At 74.2% G+C, this 15,940-nt stretch carries 19 protein-coding genes; 8 read left to right on the top strand and 11 right to left on the bottom strand.

What is annotated here, in order from left to right; genetic code table 11:
* The first annotated feature begins 27 nt into the window (after nucleotides 1–27).
* On the top strand, nucleotides 28–507 hold the full coding sequence (locus tag ACZ51I_RS22080) for a GNAT family N-acetyltransferase (protein WP_468878457.1): 480 nt from the start codon (nucleotides 28–30) through the stop codon (nucleotides 505–507).
* 9 nt (nucleotides 508–516) lie between these two features.
* The gene (locus tag ACZ51I_RS22085; RefSeq protein WP_468878460.1) at nucleotides 517–852 is read left to right on the top strand and encodes a hypothetical protein; all 336 of its coding nucleotides are present in this window, start codon (nucleotides 517–519) and stop codon (nucleotides 850–852) included.
* 12 nt (nucleotides 853–864) lie between these two features.
* Here the strand turns inward: ACZ51I_RS22085 and ACZ51I_RS22090 are convergent, their stop codons facing one another.
* A complete protein-coding gene (locus ACZ51I_RS22090) occupies nucleotides 865–1,869 on the bottom strand; it encodes a zinc-binding dehydrogenase (protein WP_468878462.1) in 1,005 nt (334 codons plus the stop codon).
* Between the two features lie 52 nt (nucleotides 1,870–1,921).
* Nucleotides 1,922–3,127: an NAD(P)-binding protein gene (locus tag ACZ51I_RS22095; protein ID WP_468878465.1), complete on the bottom strand. Its 1,206-nt coding sequence runs from the start codon at nucleotides 3,125–3,127 to the stop codon at nucleotides 1,922–1,924.
* Between the two features lie 98 nt (nucleotides 3,128–3,225).
* Here ACZ51I_RS22095 and ACZ51I_RS22100 point away from each other — a divergent pair, with 98 nt between their 5' ends.
* Complete coding sequence (locus ACZ51I_RS22100) at nucleotides 3,226–3,894, top strand: pentapeptide repeat-containing protein (RefSeq protein WP_468878468.1); 669 nt, start codon at nucleotides 3,226–3,228, stop codon at nucleotides 3,892–3,894.
* 84 nt (nucleotides 3,895–3,978) lie between these two features.
* Here ACZ51I_RS22100 and ACZ51I_RS22105 read toward each other — a convergent pair whose 3' ends face one another.
* The 3 genes from ACZ51I_RS22105 to ACZ51I_RS22115 form a co-directional block, all read right to left on the bottom strand.
* Complete coding sequence (locus ACZ51I_RS22105; RefSeq protein WP_383797101.1) at nucleotides 3,979–4,479, bottom strand: hypothetical protein; 501 nt, start codon at nucleotides 4,477–4,479, stop codon at nucleotides 3,979–3,981.
* A 61-nt stretch (nucleotides 4,480–4,540) separates the two neighbouring features.
* Complete coding sequence (locus ACZ51I_RS22110; RefSeq protein WP_468879619.1) at nucleotides 4,541–5,200, bottom strand: response regulator; 660 nt, start codon at nucleotides 5,198–5,200, stop codon at nucleotides 4,541–4,543.
* On the bottom strand, nucleotides 5,200–6,441 hold the full coding sequence (locus ACZ51I_RS22115; protein ID WP_468878471.1) for a sensor histidine kinase: 1,242 nt from the start codon (nucleotides 6,439–6,441) through the stop codon (nucleotides 5,200–5,202). Before ACZ51I_RS22115 ends, ACZ51I_RS22110 begins: the two co-directional genes overlap by 1 nt.
* A 133-nt stretch (nucleotides 6,442–6,574) precedes the next feature.
* Here ACZ51I_RS22115 and ACZ51I_RS22120 point away from each other — a divergent pair, with 133 nt between their 5' ends.
* Nucleotides 6,575–7,516 (top strand): ABC transporter ATP-binding protein, encoded by a 942-nt coding sequence (locus ACZ51I_RS22120; RefSeq protein WP_468878472.1) that lies wholly within the window; start codon nucleotides 6,575–6,577, stop codon nucleotides 7,514–7,516.
* Nucleotides 7,516–8,322 (top strand): ABC transporter permease subunit, encoded by an 807-nt coding sequence (locus ACZ51I_RS22125; protein WP_468878475.1) that lies wholly within the window; start codon nucleotides 7,516–7,518, stop codon nucleotides 8,320–8,322. Before ACZ51I_RS22120 ends, ACZ51I_RS22125 begins: the two co-directional genes overlap by 1 nt.
* A 12-nt stretch (nucleotides 8,323–8,334) precedes the next feature.
* On the opposite strand, the gene ACZ51I_RS22130 is transcribed toward ACZ51I_RS22125, so the two are convergent.
* The 3 genes from ACZ51I_RS22130 to ACZ51I_RS22140 all read right to left on the bottom strand — a co-directional run bounded on the left by ACZ51I_RS22130 (nucleotide 8,335) and on the right by ACZ51I_RS22140 (nucleotide 11,432).
* On the bottom strand, nucleotides 8,335–9,540 hold the full coding sequence (locus tag ACZ51I_RS22130; RefSeq protein WP_468878477.1) for an FAD-dependent monooxygenase: 1,206 nt from the start codon (nucleotides 9,538–9,540) through the stop codon (nucleotides 8,335–8,337).
* Nucleotides 9,541–9,645: 105 nt separating this feature from the next.
* Nucleotides 9,646–10,266 carry a response regulator gene (locus ACZ51I_RS22135; RefSeq protein WP_468878480.1) on the bottom strand — a complete coding sequence of 207 codons (621 nt, stop codon included), beginning with the start codon at nucleotides 10,264–10,266 and terminating at the stop codon, nucleotides 9,646–9,648.
* Nucleotides 10,266–11,432 (bottom strand): sensor histidine kinase, encoded by a 1,167-nt coding sequence (locus ACZ51I_RS22140; protein ID WP_468878482.1) that lies wholly within the window; start codon nucleotides 11,430–11,432, stop codon nucleotides 10,266–10,268. The genes ACZ51I_RS22135 and ACZ51I_RS22140 overlap by 1 nt, the downstream gene beginning before the upstream one ends.
* A gap of 231 nt (nucleotides 11,433–11,663) precedes the next feature.
* Here ACZ51I_RS22140 and ACZ51I_RS22145 point away from each other — a divergent pair, with 231 nt between their 5' ends.
* Together ACZ51I_RS22145 and ACZ51I_RS22150 are read left to right on the top strand one after the other, a co-directional pair.
* Nucleotides 11,664–12,200, top strand: coding sequence for a GlcG/HbpS family heme-binding protein (locus ACZ51I_RS22145; RefSeq protein WP_468878485.1), 537 nt, complete (start codon nucleotides 11,664–11,666; stop codon nucleotides 12,198–12,200).
* Nucleotides 12,201–12,285: 85 nt separating this feature from the next.
* Nucleotides 12,286–13,686: a M1 family metallopeptidase gene (locus ACZ51I_RS22150; protein WP_468878488.1), complete on the top strand. Its 1,401-nt coding sequence runs from the start codon at nucleotides 12,286–12,288 to the stop codon at nucleotides 13,684–13,686.
* On the opposite strand, the gene ACZ51I_RS22155 is transcribed toward ACZ51I_RS22150, so the two are convergent.
* Together ACZ51I_RS22155 and ACZ51I_RS22160 are read right to left on the bottom strand one after the other, a co-directional pair.
* A complete protein-coding gene (locus ACZ51I_RS22155; protein ID WP_468878491.1) occupies nucleotides 13,683–14,207 on the bottom strand; it encodes a GNAT family N-acetyltransferase in 525 nt (174 codons plus the stop codon). The two genes, ACZ51I_RS22150 and ACZ51I_RS22155, sit on opposite strands and share 4 nt — an antisense overlap.
* Nucleotides 14,208–14,268: 61 nt before the next feature.
* Complete coding sequence (locus ACZ51I_RS22160) at nucleotides 14,269–14,844, bottom strand: TerD family protein (protein ID WP_468878494.1); 576 nt, start codon at nucleotides 14,842–14,844, stop codon at nucleotides 14,269–14,271.
* Nucleotides 14,845–14,974: 130 nt separating this feature from the next.
* On the opposite strand from ACZ51I_RS22160, the gene arfB reads away from it, so the two are divergent.
* Nucleotides 14,975–15,412 (top strand): alternative ribosome rescue aminoacyl-tRNA hydrolase ArfB, encoded by a 438-nt coding sequence (arfB, locus tag ACZ51I_RS22165; RefSeq protein WP_468878497.1) that lies wholly within the window; start codon nucleotides 14,975–14,977, stop codon nucleotides 15,410–15,412.
* Nucleotides 15,413–15,420: 8 nt separating this feature from the next.
* Here arfB and ACZ51I_RS22170 read toward each other — a convergent pair whose 3' ends face one another.
* Nucleotides 15,421–15,921, bottom strand: a complete 501-nt coding sequence (locus tag ACZ51I_RS22170; protein ID WP_468878500.1) for a flavin reductase family protein — start codon at nucleotides 15,919–15,921, stop codon at nucleotides 15,421–15,423.
* Between the last annotated feature and the right edge of the window lie 19 nt (nucleotides 15,922–15,940).

A 15,940-nucleotide genomic window follows, 5' to 3' on the forward strand; every position in this document is an offset into this window, starting at 1 on the left:
GGCCTGACGGGGGGCAGTCTTGGCCTCATGATCCGTACTGCCACGCCTGCCGACGTTCCCGTCATCCACGCCATGATCCGTGACCTCGCGGAGTACGAGAAGGCCCTCGACGAGGTCCGCGCGGATCCCGGGCAGCTGCGCGAGGCGTTGTTCGGCGAGCGGCCCGCCGCCTTCGCGCACGTCGCCGAGACGGAGACGGGCGAGGCTGTGGGCTTTGCGCTGTGGTTCCTCAATTTCTCGACCTGGCGTGGAGTCCACGGCATCTACCTGGAGGACTTGTACGTCCGGCCGGAGGCGCGGGGTGGCGGCTACGGCAAGGCCCTGTTGCGTGAACTGGCCCGCATCTGTGTCGAGCGCGGTTATGAGCGCCTGGAGTGGTCGGTACTGAACTGGAACCGGCCCTCGATCGACTTCTACGAGTCCTTGGGCGCCCGTCCGCAGGACGAGTGGACGGTGTACCGCCTGACGGACGGGGCCCTGGCGGAGCTGGGTGGGGGCACGGTGTAGGAAAGGGGCATGGACAAGGACATTGAGCAGCGGTTCCAGCGGATCACCGGTTTCATCGAGGCGCGGTTGACGCCGCTTTTCGATCCGGCCAGCGGCAGTGACCACGGGTTCGGCATGGACGACACGTCGCGGGCGCTGCGCGCCCTGCGCTACACGGTGCAGGCCGCGTCGGCGGTGAACGGGCTGGTGGAGAAGCGGGAGACGGCGCCGGAGCTGCGGCAGGTCGTGGACCAGGCTCTTGAGCACAACTGGGACGTGCTGCGCTCCGCCGCCCGGATGTGGGAGGACCACCCGGATTTCCTGAAGGAGTTCAAGGCGCATTCCTGGGACGTGCTGGGGGTCTGACCGCCTGGTCCGCTAGGGGATGAGGACTACCTTGCCGGTCGTGCCCCGGTTCTCCAGGGCGTGGTGGGCCCGTGCCGCTTCGGCGAGGGGGAAGCGGTGGACCGCTGGGCGGAGGGTGCCGGTGGCCGCGGCGTCGAGGGCGGCGAGTTCGAGCGTGCGGATGTCGCCGCCCGCCTTCTGGATCATGGTGGGGCCGAGGACGGACTCCGAGGTGATGCCCCGCTCGGCGAGTTCGGCCGGGGTGTAGGTGAGGGGTTCGCCGTCGTGGAGCCCGGCTCCGGACCAGCCGAAGACGAGGTGCTGTCCGCCTTTGCCGAGGAGGTCGACGGCGGCCCGGCCGGTGTCGCCGCCGACCGAGTCGAAGACGACGGTGGCGGTGCGGCCGACGGAGTCCAGGTACGCGCGGACCTTCTGCGGCCAGTCGGGCCGCTTGTAGTCGACGGCCAGGTCGGCGCCGTTCGCCTCGACGAGGGCGACCTTCGCGGGGCCGCCGGCGAGGCCGATGGCGGTGGCGCCGGCGTTCTTGGCGTACTGGACGAGCAGGGTGCCGATGCCGCCGGCGGCGGCCGGGACGATCGCGACCGAGTCGGGGCCGAGTTCGGTGAACCGCAGGATGCCGAGGGTCGTGCGGCCGGTGCCGATCATGGCGACGGCCTCCGCCTCGCCGAGGTGTTCGGGCAGGGCGTGGAGGCGGGCGGCGTCGGTGACGGCGAGTTCGGCGTAGCCGCCGGGGTTCATGCCGAGGTGGGCGACGACCCTTCGGCCGAGCCAGGACGGGTCGGTGCCCTCGCCGAGGGCGTCGACGGTGCCGGCGACCTCGCGGCCGGGGATCGTGGGGAGCGCGGTGGGTGCCGGGAAGGGGCCCGTGGCGCCTTGGCGGAGGGCGGTGTCGAGGAGGTGGACGCCGGCCGCCGCGACCCGGACGCGGACCCGGCCGGGGCCCGGCACGGGGTCGGGTGTCTCCTCGTACGTGAGGTTCTCGGCGGGGCCGAAGGCATGGAGGCGGATGGCGTGCATGACGTTTCCCCTGTCGTCGTCACGGGTGGACTCGCGGCTCCACCCTCTGACCTCAAGCGCGCTTGAGGTCAAGGCCGTGCCGGTGGTGGAGGCCGTGCCTGTGGTGGCGGTCCGCGAGGTCCGCGCGGAGGGTCAGCGACACCGCCTCGACCGCGCTCGTGAACGACACCTCCGACAGCACGCCCGGTGCCGCCACCTGATCGCCCACCAGGTACACCCCGTCGCCCCGGTCGACGGCCGGCCGGTCGCGCCAGGTGGTGCCCGGGCGGTCCACCGCGCCCGTACGGCCCTGGGAGACGGACTCCCGCCGCCATGCCGTCCGCTCGCGCCAGTCGGGGAAGCCGAGGTCGAGCAGCCGCTCGGCGTGGGCGACGCCGTCCGCCTTCGACGCCCCGGGGCCGAGGGGCAGCTGCGCCTGGATCAGCTGCTGCCCGGCCGGTGCCAGTGAGGGGTCCTGTGCGGTGAACCGTTCGATCCAGCCGGGCGCGTCCAGGTCGGAGACCACGAACGGATCGCCCTTCCGGGTACGAAGCGCCAGGTCGAGCAGGAGGGTGCGGCCGCTCTCCCAGGCCAGCGACGGGTCGTCGAGGAGTCGGGCGGCGGCGGGCAGGGCGGTCGCGATGATCACCGGCCCTGCGCCGAGCGGCAGGGTGTCGATCCGGGACGAGGTCTCGATCCGTACGCCCAGCTCCCACGCGCGCGCGGCCATCCGGTCGATCAGCTCGCCCCAGCCGCCCCGGATGTAGTGCGCCTCGGGTGGCAGGGAGGCGGACCGGTGCAGGCGTTCCTGCACGAAGCGGGCGGAGAGGGAGCCGGGGTCGTGGTGGAAGAGCGCGACGCCGCTGTACGCGGCGGCGATGCGGGCGGCCCGCGCGCCCGCCAGGCCGGTGACCCAGGTGCGGAAGTCGAGGTCGACGGGGGCCTCTTCGGCGGTACGGCGGGCCTGGCGCAGCAGCGCCAGCGGCGGCGTGCGGCGCAGGGCGCCGGCGCGGTGGAAGCGGAACCTGAGGGTCTCGGCGGCCGGCAGTGGGGCGAGCGGACCGAGGAGGCCGCGCTGTTTCAGCCAGGTCCAGTGCGGGCCGCCGCTGTAGAGGGCGTGTGGGCCCTCGTTGGTGCGGTACGTGCCTTCGGCGGTGCGGGCCCGGCCGCCGAGCGTCCGGTGCGCCTCGTGGACGGTCACCCTGGTACCGGCCTCGGCGGCGGTGATGGCGGCGGTCAGTCCGGCGAAGCCGCCGCCGATGATCGTGAGCTTCCGCATGCCCGTCTCCTTCGTGTCGGTGTCGTACGGGGGACGGGCGGAGGGGCGGGGGATGTGACATGGGGGGCGTTGTCAGTGGCGTACATCACGATGGGGTCATGGCGGAGACACGGAAGAAGAAGGTGGCGGGGGCGCGGCGGCCGGAGGTGCGGTTGCCTCCGCTGGAGGCGTACGGGGGCGGGCTCGAACCGGACGGGGACTACGACGGCCTCGAACTGGCCGGGCTCGACCTGACCGGCCAGTCGGGGGAGGGGGCCCGGTTTCTGGACTGCGCGCTGCGGGAGTGCGGGCTCGACGGGGCGCGGCTGACGGGGGCGCGTTTCCTCGACTCGGTGCTGACGGGGGTACGGGGGGTGGGCACCGAGCTGGCGGGGGCGCAGTTGCGGGACGTCGAGGTCCTGGAGGCGCGGCTCGGCGGGGCGCAGCTGCACGGGGCGGTCCTGGAGAGAGTGGTCGTCCGGGGTGGGAAGAGCGACTATCTGAACCTGCGGGGGGCGAAGCTGAAGGACGTCGTGTTCGAGGGGTGCGTGGTGAGCGAGCCGGACTTCGGGGGCGCGGTCCTGGAGCGGGTCGAGTTCGTGGACTGCGTGCTCACGGGGGTGGACTTCACGGGGGCCCGGCTCACGGACGTGGATCTGCGGGGGGCGCAGCGCCTGGAGATCGCGCGTGGGGTGGAGTCGCTGGCGGGCGCGGTGATCTCCCCGGGGCAGCTCCTGGAGCTGGCGCCGGTGCTGGCGGCGCGGCTGGGGGTGCGGGTGGAGGGGTGAGGGGCGGGGCGGCTTCCTTGCGGGGCGGTGCGGCTGTTCTGCGGGGCGGGGCCGCCGCCCGGCGGCGTGCGGAGGGCCCGGGGGCTACTTCACGCGGGGGAAGCGGGACTGGAGGGTCCAGATCGTGGGGTTGTCCGCCAGGCCCTCGTGCATGTCGGTGAGGTCGGCGATCAGGTCGTGCAGGAAGTCCCGGGCCTCCCGGCGCAGTTCCGCGTGGTTGAACGTGACCGGCGGCTCGTCGCCCGGCATCCAGTCGGCCTCGACGTCCACCCATCCGAAGCGTCGCTCGAAGAGCATCCGGTCCGTGGACTCGGTGAAGTCGAGCTCCGCGTACTGCGGCTGCGCGGCGCGGCTGCCGCGCGGGTCCCGGTCGAGCTGCTCGACGATGTCGCACAGCGCCCACGCGAAGTCGAGCACCGGCACCCATCCCCAGGCTGTGGACACCTCGCGGTCGGCCTCGGTGTCGGCGAGGTACACGTCCCCGCAGAACAGGTCGTGGCGCAGGGCGTGGACGTCCGCGCGACGGTAGTCGGTCTGCGGCGGGTCGGGGAAGCGACGCGAGAGGGAGTAGCCGATGTCGAGCACGGGACCGATGGTGTCACGGCCCCGGGCCGGTCCCGTACGGGAGGCGGCCGGCGGTGTCACGTCACGGGACGAGTCCCGCCTCGTACGCCAGGATCACCAGCCGCACCCGGTCGCGTGCGTCCAGCTTGGAGAAGAGGCGTGCCACGTGCGCCTTCGCGGTGGCCGCGCTGATGTGGAGCCGTTCCGCGATCTCGCCGTTCGACAGGCCCCGGCCGACGAGGGTGAGGACCTCCCGCTCGCGCTCGGTGATGGCGTCGAGGCCGCGCGGCTCCCTCCGTACCGCCTGCGGTTCGGGGCGTGCCGCGAACTCCTCGATCAGGCGGCGGGTCACGCCGGGCGCGATCAGGGCGTCGCCGGAGGCCACCACCCGGATCGCGGAGAGGATGTCGTCGAGGGCCATGTCCTTGACGACGAAGCCGCTCGCGCCCGCGCGCAGCGCCCCGTACACGTACGCGTCGTCGTCGAAGGTGGTGAGGACGAGTACCCGGGGCGCGCCGGGGGCCGCCGTGACGAGCCGGGTCGCCTCGATGCCGTCCATGCCGGGCATCCGGACGTCCATCACCACGACGTCGGGCCCGAGGTCCCGGGCCAGCGCGACCGCCTCGGTGCCGGTGCCCGCCTCGCCGGCGACCTCGATGTCGGGGGTGTCGGCCATCAGCACGCGCAGACCGGCCCGCACCAGGGGCTGGTCGTCGACGAGGAGGACACGGACGGTGCGGATCACGCGGGGGTTCCTTCCTGGGCGCCGGCCGGCAGCGGCAGCAGCGCGGTGACGTGGAAGCCGCCGCCGGGGCGTGGTCCCGCCGAGAGGCTGCCGCCGAGGAGCGCGGCGCGCTCGCGCATCCCCACGAGGCCGTAGCCGCCTCCGGAATCCGCGCCGGGGGCGCCCCGGCCGTCGTCGGCGATCTCGACGAGCAGGGTGTCGGTGCTCCGCTCCACCGTCACGCGGCAGGAGGGGGTGGCCGCGTGGCGGACGACGTTGGTGAGGGACTCCTGCACGATCCGGTACGCGGCGAGGCCGACCTCCGGCGGCAGGGACACGTCCGGGTTGCCGAGGTGTCGCAGTTCGACCCGTACCCCCGCGTCCGCCGTGGACGCGGCGAGCCGCTCCAGGTCGGCGAGGCCGGGCGCCGGGTCGCGCGGCGCGGGGCGGCCGTCGGCGGCGTCCGCGCCCCGCAGCGCCCCCAGGGTGCGGCGCAGACCGGCGAGGGTCTCCCGGCTGGTGGTCTCGATGGTGGCGAGCGCGTTGCGGGCCTCGGCGGGCTGGGTCTCGATGACCCGGCGGCCGACGCCCGCCTGGATGGCGATGACGCCGATGCTGTGCGCGATGACGTCGTGCAGCTCGCGGGCGATCCGGAGCCGTTCGGCGGCGACGGCCTCGGCGGCGGTCGCGGCGCGCAACTCCTCGGCGTGGCCGCGTCGTTCGAGTACCGACCGGCCGAGGAGCCCTGCGGTGAGCAGGGCGAGCGCGAGGGCCACGACGGTGCTGACGAAGACGTCCTGCCCCGAGGTGGTGTACGTCGCGGCCGCGATCTGCGCGGCGAGCGCGCCGAGGGCGGTGGGCAGCAGGATCCGGAGCGGGCGCACGGCGGCGATCCGGCCGACGAGGGTGTCGGCGGCGAGCACCGGGAGGTAGAGGAGTGCGGCGTCCGGCCGGGTGGTCGCCGCCGCGAGGAGCCCGGCGAGCAGCAGTCCGAGCGCCGGGAGCGGTCGGCGGCGCGCCAGGGGCAGGATCAGGCCCACGGCGACGGCGCTGAGGAAGAGGCGCAGCTCGGTGGAGCGGTACGGTCCGGTCCGCATGGCGGCGAGGAGCAGGAAGGGGTGCGCGACGGCCGCACCCCAGGCGAGGGTCGCGCCCCAGTCGAGGGCCACGGGCACCCGCCCGTGGGAGGGGCGGTCGTCCCGGGCGAGGGCCGCGGGCACACGCCGCTGGGACGGGCGGACGGGTGGGGTGGCGGGCATGGCCCCGATCGTAGGCGCGGGCCGGACGCGCGGGCATCGGCCCACGGGCGTACGCCCCCGGGCCTCCCCCGCGCTCCGGTTGTGGCCGCCGAGCCGATGTGCCGGGGGGTGCGGGGCAGCCACCGTGGGCCGCATGATCGAAGTTCGTGAACTGACCAAGCACTACGGCCGCCGGGACCGGTTCCGCCCGGCAGGCCGGAACCCGGCCGGGCGCCTCGCCGTCGACCGGCTCAGCTTCGGGGTGAGGCCCGGGCGGGTGACGGGGTTCCTCGGCCCCAACGGGGCCGGGAAGTCGACGACGCTGCGGCTGATCCTGGGCCTGAACGAGCCGACGTCCGGGACCGCCACCGTCGGCGGCCGGCGGTTCCGGGAGCTGCCGCGCGGGCTGCGGGACGTCGGGGCGCTGCTCGACGCGCACGACGTGCACGGCGGCCGGACCGCCGAGGCCCATCTCGCGGCGCTGGCCCGCACCAACGGCATCCCGCGCCGCCGGGCCGCCGAGGTCCTCGACGAGGTGGGGCTGGCCGAGGCGGGAGGGCGGCGGATCGGCGGCTACTCGCTCGGCATGAAGCAGCGTCTGGGGATCGCCGCCGCGCTGCTCGGCGACCCTCCTGTGCTGCTCTTCGACGAGCCGGTCAACGGGCTCGACCCGGAGGGCGTGCTGTGGGCGCGGGGACTGTTCCGGCGGCTGGCCGCCGAGGGCCGCACGGTGTTCGTCTCCAGCCATCTGATGAGCGAGATGGAGCACACCGCCGACGATCTCGTCGTCATCGGACGCGGCCGGCTCATCGCGGCCGAGAGCGTGGCCGAGTTCGCGGCGCGCGGCACCCGCCGGAGCGTGACCGTCCGGGCCGCCGACCCGGCCGCCGCACCGGGCCTCGCCGATGCCCTTGAAGCCGAGGGCGCCGCCGTGCGGACGGAGGGAGGGGTGCTCACCGTGACCGGGATCGACGCGGGCCGGATCGGTGTCCTCGCCTTCCGGCACGGCGTCCCGCTCGCCGAACTGACCCCGCGGGCCTCCTCCCTGGAAGAGGCGTTCATGGAGCTCACCGCCGACAGTGTGGAGTACCGCTGATGCCCGCCGCCCGTTTCCGTGACCTGCTGGCCGCCGAGTGGATGAAGCTGTGGTCCCTCCGCTCCACGCCCTGGGCCTTCGCCGTGGGCGCGGTCGCCGCATTCGGCGTCAACCTCAACGCGACTTTCGCCGACTACCGCAACTATCCGAACTACCCGCAGGGCATCAAGGAGCTCTTCGTGCCGATCTGGGCCATGCGCGACGCGTTCACGCTCGGCGGGGCCATGGTGTTCACGCTCGCGACCGGTTCCATCGGCGCGCTGATGGTCGTCGGCGAGTACGGCACGGGGCAGATCCGTACGACCCTCGCGGCCGTCCCGGCCCGCCGGTCCGTCGTCGCCGCGAAGACGCTCGTCCTCGCCGTCGTGATGCTGGTGTACGGGGCGCTGGTCGCCGTGGTCTCGTTCGCCACCACGCAGGCCGTGCTCGACGGCCGGGGTGTCGGCATGTCGATCGGCGACGAGGGGGTGCTGGGGGCCGTCGCCGCGTCGGCGCTCCTCGCGCCGGTGTGCGCGCTCGCCGGCTTCGGTCTCGGGGCGCTGCTCCGGCACACCGCGACGACGATCGTCTCCCTGACCGGTGTGCTGCTCCTGCCGCCGGCCCTGATGGACGAGCGCGACCGCTGGGGCGCGACGTTCCTGCACGCTCTGCCGCAGGGGGCGTGGAAGCGGCTCACGGAGGTGGGGGTGTCGCCGGTGCCCGTGGAGTACCCGTGGACCGCGGGCGGGGCGTGGACGGTGTACGCGGCCTGGGCGGTGGGCGCGGTGGCGGTGGCTTTCGTCGCCGTCCACCGCCGGGACGTGTGAAGCGTCCGGAGGTCAGCGGCGGCCGTGCACCGCGCGCGCCACGCGGGGCCCGAGCCAGCGCTTGAAGCGGCGCAGGGGCTCCAGCTGCTCGGCGGCACGGTCGATGCGGTAGTACAGCTGGGGCGGGATGTGCGGCAGCAGCGGCGAGTGGCGCTGGCCGAGCAGCGCGAACATCGTGGCGGGCTCCAGGCTCATGTAGCGGGGGAGGTTCTCGTACCACTGGGCGCTGTAGCGGGCGGCGCTCTGCGCGGAGACCAGTTCGGCGCGGCGCCGCTTCCCGTACGCGGTGAGGGCGGCGTCCAGGCCGCCGGGGGCGCTCAGGGCGTCCGCGAGGGCGAGTGCGTCCTCCAGGGCCAGGGTGGTGCCCGCGCCGATCGAGTAGTGCGTGGTGTGGGCGGCGTCGCCGAGGAGGACGAGGTTGCCGTGGTGCCAGACCCGGTTGGTGAGGGTGCGGAAGGTCAGCCACCGGGGGGCGTCGTCCGCGCGTTCGCGGCCGATGAGCTCGTGGCCGTCGAGGAGGTCGTGGAAGAGCTTCTCCAGGAGGTTCAGGCTGTCGGCCTGGCCGAGCGTGTCGAGCCCGAGGCCGGTCCAGGTCTCCGGGGAGCACTCGACGACGCAGGTGGAGCGCTCGCCGCTGAACCCGTAGGCGTAGCACCAGATCCAGCCGTGCTCGGTCTCCTTGAAGGCGAAGCTGAAGGAGTCGAAGACCTTGGTGGTGCCGAGCCAGATGTAGCGGTTGCGGCCGTTGGTGACCTCGCTGCCGAAGCGGTCGGCGTGGGCCTCCCGGAGCACGCTGTTGACGCCGTCGGCGGCGACGACGAGGTCCGCGCCGGCCAGTTCGGGCGCGTCCGGGCCGGGGATGTCGCGCTCGAACTCGACCCGTACGCCGAGTTGTGTCGCGCGGTCGGCGAGCAGCGCGAGCATCCGCCGCCGTCCGATGCCGAAGCCCGCGTCGCCGCGGTGGACGGTCCGCTGTTCGCGGACGATGGCGACCCCGTCGGTCCAGGTGACGGAGGCCTCGGCGACGGCGGCGGCGGACTCGGGGTCGCCCGCGCGCAGCTTGTCGAGGAGCCCGGCCCAGTAGGTGACGCCCCAGCCGTACGTGGAGCCCGCCGGGTTCCGTTCGTACACGGCGATGTCGTGGGAGGGGTCCTGCCGCTTCAGCAGGATCGAGAGGTAGAGGCCGGCGGGGCCGCCGCCGACGATCGCGAGCTTCACGTGCGCTCCCACTGAGACATGACACCGTGCGGTCGAATGACGACGCAGGGTAGCAGTGGGGGGTCGTCCGGTGCCGGGGACGGCGCCGGGGACCAGCCCAACGGGCTACGGCAGCAGGCGTCGTTCCTTCGCCACCGCCACCGCGCCCGCGCGGGTGTCGACGCCGAGCTTGGCGTAGATCCGGCCCAGGTGCGTCTTCACCGTCGCCTCGCTGATGAACAGCGCCCGCGCGATCTCCCGGTTGCCGAGACCGCGCCCGAGCTGCCCGAGGATGTCCCGCTCCCGGTCCGTGAGGGTCGGCCCCGCCGCGCCCCGCATGCGGTCCATGACCCGGCTGGCGACCGGCGGGGAGAGGGCCGTGCGGCCCTGCGCGGCCGAGTGGATCGCGGCGAACAGCTCCTCGGGCCGCTCGGCCTTCAGGAGGTAGCCGGTCGCGCCCGCCTCGATCGCCCGCGTGATGTCCGCGTCCGTGTCGTACGTGGTGAGCACGAGGACGTGGACACCGGTGGGCGCGATCCGCCGCGTCGCCTCCACCCCGTCGATGCCCGCGCCGAGCTGGAGGTCCATCAGGACGACGTCCGGCTTCAGCTTCGCCGCCATCGCGACGGCCTCCTCGCCGCTGCCGGCCTCGCCCACCACCTCGATGTCGGGGGTGCTGCCCAGCAGCGCGAGCAGACCCGCGCGGACCACCACGTGGTCGTCGCAGAGGAGGATCCGTACCGTCATCAGGACTCCAGGGAGAGCGGGATCGCGGCGGAGAGCACCGTGCCCTCGCCCGGGGTGGACTCGACCGTCAGGCTGCCACCGAGCTGCTGGGCACGCACCCGCATCGCGGGCAGCCCGTGCCCGCGCTCGCCCTGCTCGCGCGCGAGCGCCGGGTCGAAGCCGCGGCCGTCGTCGGCGATGTCCAGGACCACCTGGTCGTCGAGGTAGGTGAGGGTCAGGGCGGCGGAGTCGGCGCCGGCGTGTTCGCGGATGTTGGCCAGCGCGCCCTGGGCGATCCGCAGCAGCGCCGACTGCGCCCGGTCGGGCAGCGGCACCGGCGTCCCGTCGACCCGGAAGGCCGCGGACTCGCGGGCGGCGAGGCCGCGCAGGGCCTCCTCCAGGCCGCCGCCCCCGGCGAGGTCGGCGGGCGCGAGGTCCTGCACGAAGCGGCGGGCCTCGGCGAGGTTGCGTTCGGCGATGGACTCGGCGGTACGGACGTGCCGGCGGGCGGTGGCCGGGTCGCCGTCCCAGAGGCGCTCGGCGGCCTGGAGCAGCATCTGCTGGCTGGACAGGCCCTGCGCGAGGGTGTCGTGGATCTCCATGGAAAGCCGCTGGCGCTCCGCGAGGGTGCCCTCGCGGCGCTCGATCGCGGCGAGTTCGCGCCGGGTGCGGATCAGGTCGTCGATGAGCGCCCGCTGACGGGCGGCCTGCCGGTCGGAGTACACGAAGACGCCGGTGGCGAGGGCGGCGACGGCCGGCGGCGCGACGATCAGGTTCGGGTCCCAGCCGCCGTGCGAGAGCTGCACCTGCGCGAAGACCACGAACGCGGTGAGCAGGCCCACCAGGCCGAGCGCGGCGCGCGGCGGGAGGGTGCGCAGACCCGTGTAGAAGAGCGGCACCGCGCACCAGGCGAAGCTGGGCGCGAGGACGACGAGGAGGACCCAGACGGCGACGACCGTGCCCAGCCAGGTGATCCGGCGCGGGGTGGCGCGGGTGCCGAGCACCGGCCCGAGGAGGTACAGGGAGGCGAGCGCGCCGGTGAGGGCGACGATCCAGGGGCTGCGGGCCTCCCACGCGTGCCGCAGCAGGAAGCGGGCGAGGGAGGCGCCGAGCAGCAGGAAGAACGCGAGGTGCATGATCCGCGCCAGCCATCGGGCGTCCGGGTCGTGTTCCGTGGGCCGGGTCACCGTGCCGCCTCCCTGCCGTCCTGACCTGGGTGTACGGGTCCATGGTGGCCCGGAGGGACCAGCCGGGCATCAACCGATCGGCTGACAGGGCCGTCGTCCGGTGGGCGCGCCGGGGGCAGCCGGACCGTGGACCGGTGGGCGCCGGATCCGCCCACAGGATGGAGGCAGAGCGCGGGACGGCCCACCGCCCCGGCTCGCAGGCCTCTCTCCTCCCCCTTCACGGAGTCCCTCATGAAGAAGATCCTCCTCGGCGCCACCGCCGCCGCCGTCGTCGCCGCCGGCACCTTCGGCGCGGTCTCCGCGAACGCCACCGCCCCGGCCGCCGCTCCCGCCGCCGTCACCGCCGACGCGGCCCACAACGCCACGACGCAGACCACGCACCTGACGATCGAGGCCGCCACCGAGGCCGCGCGGGCCACTCTGGACGCCGCCGAGCAGGAGAACCAGCGGGTCTCCGTCGCGGTCGTCGACCGCAACGGCAACACCATCGTCACCCTGCGCGGCGACGGCGCGGGCCCGCAGTCCTACGAGTCGGCCGTGAAGAAGGCGTACACCGCCGTCTCCTGGAACGCCCCGACCTCCGAGCTCGCCAAGCGCCTCACGAACGCGCCCACCCTGAAGGACATCCCCGGCACCCTCTTCCTCGCCGGCGGCGCGCCCGTCACCGCCAAGGGCGCCCCGATCGCCGGCATCGGTGTCGCCGGAGCCCCCTCTGGCGACCTCGACGAGAAGTTCGCCCAGGCCGGCGTCGCCGCCCTCACGAAGTAGCACCTCCCCCGAGCCGGTGGCGGCGCCCGGATCCCCCGCCGGGCGCTGCCGCCTTTTTCCGGTGATGACCTCTTAGGATCGGTACGTGCCCCAGCGCAGCCGGACCGCAGCCCTCGCCCTCGCCGCCGCCCTCACGGCCCTCGCACCGCTCGCGGGCGGCTGCGCCGAGGCCGGCGGCGTCCAGGGCGCCCCCGGCGCGGCCGGGCTGCGCGACCCGTACTTCCCGAAGCTCGGCAACGGCGGGTACGACGTCGGGCACTACGGCCTGACCCTCGCCTACGACCCGGCCTCCGGCCGCCTCGACGGCACCGCCGAGATCACCGCGCGCGCCACCCAGAACCTCAGCGCCTTCAACCTCGACCTGGCCGGCCTGACCGTGCGCGGCGCGACCGTCGACGGCGCCCGTGCCGCGTACAACAGGGCCGGGAACGAGCTGACCCTCCGCCCGCGCGAGGAGATTCCCCAGGGGAGGGAGTTCCGGGCCACCGTCACCTACACGGGCGTGCCCAAGCCGCTCACGGACGCCGACGGCTCGAAGGAGGGCTGGCTGCGCACCCCGGGAGGGGCGATCGCGGTCGGGGAACCGGCCGGCTCCATGACCTGGTTCCCCGGCAACCACCACCCCTCCGACAAGGCCGCCTACGACCTCACCCTCACCCTCCCGGCCGGTGTCGACGGCTTCTCCAACGGCGTCAGGACCGCGCGGCGCACGGAGTCCGACGGGCGCGTCACCACCGTGTGGCACACGCCCGAGCCGATGGCGAGCTACCTCGCGACGGTCGCGGTCGGCCGGTACGAGTCGGGGACGGCGACCGCCCTCGGCTCGGTGCCCGTCCTGACCGCCGCCGAGCCCCCCGTCGCTGCGAGCACGGCCGCGCTGCGCGGCGAGATCCCCCAGATCCTCGCCCGCCAGGTGAAACGCTTCGGCCCGTACCCCTTCTCCGCCGCCGGGGCCCTCGTCACCGAGGACGGGACCCTCGGCTACGCCCTGGAGACCCAGACCCGGCCCGTGTTCCCCGCCGGCTCCTTCGACCGGACGACCCTCGTGCACGAGCTGGCCCACCAGTGGTTCGGCGACTCGGTCACGCCCGCGACCTGGCGGGACATCTGGCTGAACGAGGGTTTCGCGTCGTACGCGGAGTGGCTGTACGCGGAGGAGTACGAGCACGTCCCGGCGCGGACCGCCTTCGCGCGGGCCTTCGCCCAGGACGCCAACTGGGCCTTCCCGCCGGCCGCCCCGCCCTCCGCCGAGAACCTCTTCGACCCGCCGGTGTACCAGCGGGGCGCGATGGTCCTGCACAAGCTGCGCGAGACGGTCGGCGACCGCGTCTTCGGCGAGATCCTGCGCGGCTGGCCCGCCAAGTACCGCCATGCCAACGCCTCCACGGCCGACTTCACGGCCTACGCGGAGAGCGTCGCGGGGCGCGACCTCGGCGCGCTGTGGGACGTCTGGCTGTACGGCGACCGGCGGCCGGCCACCCCCTAGGCCAGGGGTTTCCGCATCACCACGCACGGGCGGCCGTGCGCGCGGTCCGGGCGGCGGGCCGTCTCCTCGTAGCCGAGCGCGGTCCAGAAGGCCAGCGCCTTCGGGTTGGTCTCCAGGACGGCGAGCCGCAGTCCGGTGCGGCCGGCGGCGCGGAAGCGGTCCTCGACGTACGCGGCGAGCCGGCGTCCGTGGCCCGCGCGCCGCTCGTCCGCGTGGACCATGAGCAGCCCGAGCCACGGGTCCGGATCGGCCGGGTCGGGGTGGCGGCCCAGGGTCACGGCGACGGCGACGAGCCGGCCCTCGGAGCGGGCGAGGAGGACCTCGGCGGTGGGCTGGGCGAGCTCCTCGGCGAGGGCGGCCGCGACCTGCTCGGGCCGGATGCCGGACGGATCCGGGAAGTCGCCGCTGAGCTGCTGGAACTCCTCGTCGGAGGCGTAGAGCGGGGTGAGCTCGGTGAGCAGCGCGCCCGGGAGGGCGGCGCCGTCCTCCAGGTCCTTGGGGGCGAGGGCTTCGACGATCACGCGGAAAGCGTAGAGCCCCGGCGGTCTCCCGGCCGGGGCTCCACGCGTGCGCGGCGACGGGTCAGAGGTTGACGCCGAAGTCGCGGGCGATGCCCTCCAGGCCCGAGGCGTAGCCCTGGCCCACGGCGCGGAACTTCCACTCGGCGCCGTTGCGGTACAGCTCGCCGAAGATCATGGCCGTCTCGACGGCGGCGTCCTCGGAGAGGTCGTAGCGGGCGAGCTCGGTGCCGCCGGCCTGGTTCACGATGCGGATGTACGCGTTGCGCACCTGGCCGAAGTTCTGCGAGCGGGAGACCGCGTCGTAGATGGAGACCGGGAAGACGATCTTGTCGACGTTCGGCGGGAGGGCCGCGAGGTTGACGTTGATCTGCTCGTCGTCGCCGCCGCCCTCGCCGGTGCGGTTGTCACCGGTGTGCACGATGGTCTGGTCCGGCGTCGCCTTGTTGTTGAAGAAGACGAAGTGGGCGTCCGAGGCGACGCGCCCGGCGGCGTCCACGCCGATCGCGGAGGCGTCGAGGTCGAAGTCGGTGCCGGTGGTGGTGCGGACGTCCCAGCCGAGGCCCACGGTGACGGCGGTGAGGCCCGGGGCCTCCTTGGTCAGGGAGACGTTGCCGCCCTTGGACAGGCTCACAGCCATGGAAAGTCCCTTTCGTCGTTCTGTCGTCGCCTGGAGAAACGCGCTTCGGCCGCCGGCGGTTCCCGGCCACCCTCCGCGCGCCGCGCTCCGATCGAAAACAGGATGACGCCTCCGGCCCCCTGCGGGGAACATGGAGGGCATGTCCGGTCCCTATCCCATCCGCGGCTCCGTCTCGCTGCCCGAGGCCGAGCTCCAGTGGCGTTTCTCGCGGTCGTCGGGGCCTGGCGGTCAGCACGTGAACACCAGCGACTCCCAGGTGGAGCTCCGCTTCGACCTCGCGGCCACCGACGCGCTCCCCGAGGTGTGGAAGGCACGCGCGCTGGAGCGGCTCGCCTCCCGTCTGGTCAACGGCGTCGTCACCGTCCGCGCCTCGGAGCACCGCTCCCAGTGGCGCAACCGCGAGACGGCGGCGGTCCGCCTGGCCGCGCTCCTCGCCGAGGCCACGGCCCCACCGCCGAAGCCCCGCCGCCCGACGAAGATCCCGCGCGGGATCAACGAGCGGCGGCTGCGCGAGAAGAAGCAGCGCGCGGAGACCAAGCGCACCCGGCAGTCCCGCGACTGGGGCTGACGGCCGGCTCAGGCCAGGTGCCGGTACTTCCCCTGGAAGTACGTCAGGGGCCTGCCGTCTCCCGTGCGCAGGCCGACCGTCAGGACCCGGCCCACGACCAGCGTGTGGTCACCGGCCACGACCCGGCTCTCCGTGCGGCACTCCAGGACCGACAGCGCCCCGCCCATGAGCGGGGCGCCGCTCTCCTCGCCCCGCGTGTACGGAAGGTCGGCGAAGAGGAGCCGGTCGCTGACCCGGTTCTTCATGGCGAAGCGCCCGGCGACGTGCCGCTGGTCCTCGGCGAGGATCGACACCGCCCAGACCGGGACGTCGGCGAGCAGGTCGTCCATGCGGGAGCCGTTGCGGAGGCTGACGAGGACCAGGGGCGGGTCGAGGGAGACCGACATGAAGGCGGTGGCCGTCATGCCGACGTCCTCGCCGCGCGGGCCGTCGTCGGGATCGTGCGCGGTCACCAGGACCACACCGGCCGCGAGGCGGGACATGGCCGCCCGGAACTCGTCGTCGCTCACCCCCTCAGCATGAGGGATG

This window comes from Streptomyces sp. NPDC034084, from assembly GCF_055575535.1.